This is a genomic window from Kaistella jeonii, from assembly GCF_000812865.1.
Lineage (GTDB): Bacteria > Bacteroidota > Bacteroidia > Flavobacteriales > Weeksellaceae > Kaistella > Kaistella jeonii.
In genome coordinates, this window is sequence record NZ_JSYL01000029.1 from 1 (window position 1) to 5,251 (window position 5,251).

Annotated in this window: 7 protein-coding genes; all 7 read left to right on the top strand. The window is 28.8% G+C overall.

What is annotated here, in order from left to right; genetic code table 11:
* Window positions 1-198: 198 nt before the first annotated feature.
* The 7 genes from OA86_RS15065 (at window position 199) to OA86_RS15100 (ending at window position 4,811) form a co-directional block, all read left to right on the top strand.
* A complete protein-coding gene (locus OA86_RS15065; RefSeq protein ID WP_039355149.1) occupies window positions 199-801 on the top strand; it encodes a hypothetical protein in 603 nt (200 codons plus the stop codon).
* Window positions 802-960: 159 nt separating this feature from the next.
* Window positions 961-1,599 carry a hypothetical protein gene (locus tag OA86_RS15070; RefSeq protein ID WP_126340474.1) on the top strand — a complete coding sequence of 213 codons (639 nt, stop codon included), beginning with the start codon at window positions 961-963 and terminating at the stop codon, window positions 1,597-1,599.
* Between the two features lie 167 nt (window positions 1,600-1,766).
* On the top strand, window positions 1,767-2,270 hold the full coding sequence (locus OA86_RS15075) for a hypothetical protein (RefSeq protein ID WP_039355154.1): 504 nt from the start codon (window positions 1,767-1,769) through the stop codon (window positions 2,268-2,270).
* Window positions 2,271-2,455: 185 nt separating this feature from the next.
* Window positions 2,456-2,803 carry a hypothetical protein gene (locus OA86_RS15080; protein WP_039355157.1) on the top strand — a complete coding sequence of 116 codons (348 nt, stop codon included), beginning with the start codon at window positions 2,456-2,458 and terminating at the stop codon, window positions 2,801-2,803.
* 172 nt (window positions 2,804-2,975) lie between these two features.
* Window positions 2,976-3,497 carry a hypothetical protein gene (locus OA86_RS15085; RefSeq protein WP_039355160.1) on the top strand — a complete coding sequence of 174 codons (522 nt, stop codon included), beginning with the start codon at window positions 2,976-2,978 and terminating at the stop codon, window positions 3,495-3,497.
* A gap of 474 nt (window positions 3,498-3,971) precedes the next feature.
* Window positions 3,972-4,298, top strand: a complete 327-nt coding sequence (locus OA86_RS15095) for a hypothetical protein (protein ID WP_039355165.1) — start codon at window positions 3,972-3,974, stop codon at window positions 4,296-4,298.
* A gap of 48 nt (window positions 4,299-4,346) precedes the next feature.
* Entirely contained in the window at window positions 4,347-4,811 is a 465-nt protein-coding gene (locus OA86_RS15100) for a hypothetical protein (RefSeq protein ID WP_039355168.1), read from the top strand.
* The last annotated feature ends 440 nt before the right edge of the window (window positions 4,812-5,251 follow it).

The following is a 5,251-nucleotide window of genomic DNA, read 5'->3' on the forward strand; positions in this document are numbered from 1 at the left end:
CGTGAAAAAATAGAGGAAGTTTTTCAAAAAATGGAATAAAAACGAGTGATAACACGGTATTTATACAAGCGGGTCTGAAGTTTTCATCGAAGATTTTAGCGATTAATTAAGTTTTTAGCAAGTAGAAAGTTTTCGTATTTTTATCCCGCCTGCATAAATACCCGGACGTTGTGCGTCACTTAATAAAACCGAAACTAAATGAGATTAACATCGGACTTATTGCAAATTAACAGACAAAAACTTTTGAATGCATTTCCGATTGACTTAAAACAAGACGTTGAGATTGTTACGGCTTTTCTAATTGATAAAAATTTAGACATTCATCCAACAGTTGAAGAGGAAATTATTTTAGACGGACAAAAACTCATCATTCCTGGACGAGTATATTTCGACAACCCAAATGAAACGGCAGCAAACAGTTTGACAATAAACCAACAAACTATATTGAACTGTATTTATTTAAGACATCATAACGGTTTTGTTAGACAACAAAATCTTGAAAAATTAGTCCATAATATAAAAGACTATTATGTAATTCCATTTATTTTTCAACTTTTAGGAGAATATGTAATGGAAATTTTGGAGGTTGCAGACAAACATATCAATGAAAAAACAATTAATAATTACTTAAAGTTTTTTAGAGAAAACCCAAAGTATAGACAACGAACAGAAAGCAGAATGATAAGTTATTGGGATGTTTATTACAGACTCACTAAATACATAAACCTAAAAGAGTACATTGGGTGGCAAATATTTGATCGAATAAAAAAAAGCGAACGCACAACAAGGTATTTCTATTAGCGGGGCGGAAGTTCCTATCATCAAGATTTTCGCTAATTGTTCAATTTGTTATATTTACAAAGACCTTTTATAAAAAGTCCCCGCCAACAGAAATACCCAACCATTGGCGGTAATTTTCACAGACAGTGCATAGAGAAGAATATTAACAAAAATATTATAATGAAATTATATAGATTACTTGTTTTTTTGAACTTAACATTTCTAATTATCGGATGTAACGGACAAGAAAATCCAAATTACATCGGAAAGCAATATGGAACTTTTAAATTAGAAAAAATAACATTTAAAGAAAATTTGGACTCATTATTCTCAAAAGTAAATAAGGATAACTTAATTTTCATTGTTGGAAAAGATTCATACTTTGACACCATTAAGAAAAAACAAATTTATACTGATACAACTGATTATGTTTATAGAATTCCTCATGCAAAGATGGATAGCATATATTCTTTCAAAAACTTTAAACTTAAAGATGTTGTGGTGTCATTTTACACTGATAAACAAAAGCGATTTAGAAGAGTTGATTTTTCAACGTATATGACCGCAAAACAATATAAGGATTTTATCAAAAACATTCAGGATTATTCGGACATTACGACTGACAAAATAAAAAAATCTAATAATGGAAAGTATATAATTTTTGAATTGAAAGAAGGCACAAAAAAAACATTAATTTATTCTTTAGAAAATGATGCAAATGATGAAGATGGTAATTATTTCATTCGTGTTAGAATTAATGACCTCACAATAAAAAATGATACGTTCGATAAAATGTGGAACTCAGAAAATGGAATCTAAAAAAACTACCGCCAATATCGGTTTGGCAATATGGCGGATTTAGTGCTAAATCGAAGATATTTGCTTCCTTTGAAGTTCAGTAATAATAGGAAGTTTCGGCTTCTTTATCCGCCACATCGCCAAGCCGAAAAACGTTGTAGGCAATTTCACACAAGTACCGATTAAGAATGAAAGCATTAATTCCGATCTTATTTTTCTTATCATTTCAAACTTTTGCGCAAAATAAAGATATTGCCTTAAAAAACAGATTTGAATCTTATAAGTATTTGGACACAATAAATACTTACTCAAAATCATTTCCAACGAAACTAATTGAAGGTTCTGGAACAATAAAAAATAAGTCTAAAAATATCATTGGTTCAATTGGATTTGAAACCGAAATTAGCAGAAACCACGATGGAAAATTAGTTCGTATTTTAAACTCAGAAATTCACTTCTTCAAAAAATATAAAAAAATTCCAGCTAAAACGATTTCTTATCAAACTACAATTTATTTCGATCAAAATGAAAAACCAGAAATAGCAAAATTTATTAACGAGGAATTAATTGATAATAAAATCATAACTTCAAAAAAGATTCTTTTAGATGTAAACGTAATTGATTTTAAAAAAATGAAATTGGACTTTTACGAAACTAAAATAAATGACCTTTTATTACAGGTAAAGGATTAAGAAACTGCCTACAACAAGGTATTTCTATTAGCGGGTCGGAAGTTCCTATCATCAAGATGTTCGCTAATTGATCAATTTGTAATATTTACCAAGACTTGTTATAAAAATCCCCGCCAACAGAAATACCCGATCGTTATCGGCAAGCAAAAACCGGAAATCAAAACAAAAAAATTGAAATTGTAAACATGTTGGACCAAAATTTTTGTGAATATTTAGAATTTGAAATTTGCAAAGCATTTAAAAATTCAAGCGATGAAAGAATAAGGAGTTTTTGGTGCGACGGAATTTCGTTACTTAATGAAGAAAAAATCTATTCTCAAAAATACGTCAACGATAATAGACAAACAAATCTCCGAGCCTACATCGGTGTTGATGGACAAACGGAATATAAATTAATATTAAAATTGGGAAAAGAGGCATTAAGTAAATTTTCAAGAAATTTGAGCATGAAGGAATGTGTGCCAAAAGCAACAGAGACTAATTGGTTTGAAATTGATATGGAAGAAAATGTAATTGAAATACAACTGGAATAGACTGTATATGCCTGCCGATAACAAAGTATTTCTATTAGCGGGGCGGAAGTTCCTATCATCAAGATTTTCGCTAATTGTTCAATTTGTTATATTTACCAAGACATGTTATAAAAAGTCCCCGCCAACAGAAATACCCAACCGTTATGCCTAATTTTAAAAGACAAGTCAACAAATGACAAAAGTGTATTCTAAATATAAAATAATTGGTGGTTTCGGACTTCTTTTAGGTCTAAATATATTAATTGGTTTTGGGACATTTAAACTACTGATTAGTTCCAAAATTAGCTACGACAAAGTTGACCTTATAAATGATAAAAACGCACTATTCGCCTACTCTGTAATTATTGGACTTAATCTTTTGTTTTTGCTATTACTTGCTACACAAAGTAAATTTGTAATTGCTGACAATTCTGGAATAACATTTATAAATCCATTAATTCCAATTCTACGAAATTCAAAACAGTGGACAGACTTCGATTACTACATTTTAGTTGAGGAACATTCTCGTTATGAAACTCACGAAGCAGTTTGGTTAATAAAAGACGAGAAAATAAAAGGACGATTCTCAAGCTTTTATTACGCAAATTATACAGATTTAAAAAAACAGATTAAAACAAAAGGACTTGGAAAAAAGAATTATGGACAATTCGTACAATTATTTGCCCTACTTGGACTGAAAAGAATAAAAAACTAAGCATAACACGGTATTTCTATTAGCGGGGTTGAAGTTTACATCATAAAGATTTTCGCTAATTGTTCAATTTGTTATATTTACAAAGACTTGTTATAAAAAGTCCCCGCCAACAGAAATACCCAAACGTTAGCTGCGATGTAAACTAACTGCTAGCAAAATTTATAAAACCGACCTTTAAAATCTAAAACAACTAATTTAATAGAAACCAATGTTTATAATAGTTCTTTTTATGTATTTAATTTTATTTCCATTACTTATAATTAATGGAATTTTACAGTGGTTTAAAGATAACATTTCAATAATATATATACTTTTAGTTATAATTTCAATACCAATAAAAGTTCCTTTAGCATTCATGTATCTAATTCTGTATTCAATATTAGAATCGTTAAATTATTCAAAAATTAATGAACTTGAAAATCCAGAAGTTTTAATGAAGTTTTAAAAAAAAAATATAAATTAAAAAACACAATTATGAAAAAACTACTCTCATTTTTATTTTTACTATTATTTACATTTGTCTTTTCCCAAAATAAAAAATATATGTTTGTCGTCATTAAAGGCGAAGAAGTAACATCAGTTAGTACTACAAAAACCTGGTCAGATGTAGTAAAAGTTTCTGATGTAATAGAGGTTAAAAACTTTAATAGAGACAAACAAGCATATATTGAAAACGAGATTGTTAAAAATTTCCTTTTATATACAACATTTGGAAATAAAGTAAAATCTAAAAAAGCATATATTTTTAATTCCTACTACGAAGCAAGCAAAAAAAGAGATGCATTTCTTTTTGCAGAATAATATTATGCAACAATAAACTTTTAAATAACCAACTTAAAATTAACAAATATGAAAAAAACAATTTTACTACTATTACTATTTTTAGTATCAACTTCAAATAAACTTATGTCACAGAATTTATCAATAGATGAAACATTAAAATATATTGCAAACAACTCTTCAACATATTTCAATGTTGATTCTGAAGGATTTATTTACAACGATCGATATAAATTTCACGCATCCGAAGTAAGCGCGAGCACACATATGAATACGGCTGTTAAAATTATATGCACACCAATTCACGTTCCAGGACCAATTGGTGGAGTAACTGACCAAAAAATTTGCATCCAATGTTTAAAACGAGATTGTTATACGAACGGTAGTAGTAGAAGCCCTTCAACAAACGAAATTTATATAAACGTTGATTCCTCTTATGACCAAAATAGATTATATAACGCAATAAATCATCTAATTAAGAAAGTTGCGGAAAAATATCCGAGACGTTCAAATAACGATCCTTTTGCAAAATAACAGATAACTTCTCCTAATACAGGATTTGTAAAAGTGAAAAATAATTAATCTTTATAAAAAATAATATGTTAAAATTTAGTATATCTTACCTCTTTCTTTTATTTTTAATCTTCGGTTGCAATAAAGCACAACAAGTTGCAGAGACACAAGTTATTAAAGGAGAGAACGATATTGAATTATCACAGAATACAAGTGCAAACAACGTACTTAATAATAATAATAATAATAATAATGAAGGTCAACTTGATAGTAAAAAATCTATCGAAATACTATTCTACCCTCATTTCTCTAGACCACAATTAGCTGTTTCTTAATTGTTTTTTATGCTGCTGATTTATACTTTTCCAGTGGTTTTTTAAGCTGTATTCCTTGATGACTTCTGTTGTGATATCTCAATAACCATTTTTGTATTCCCAGATAAAGCTCTAATCCATCTTTCG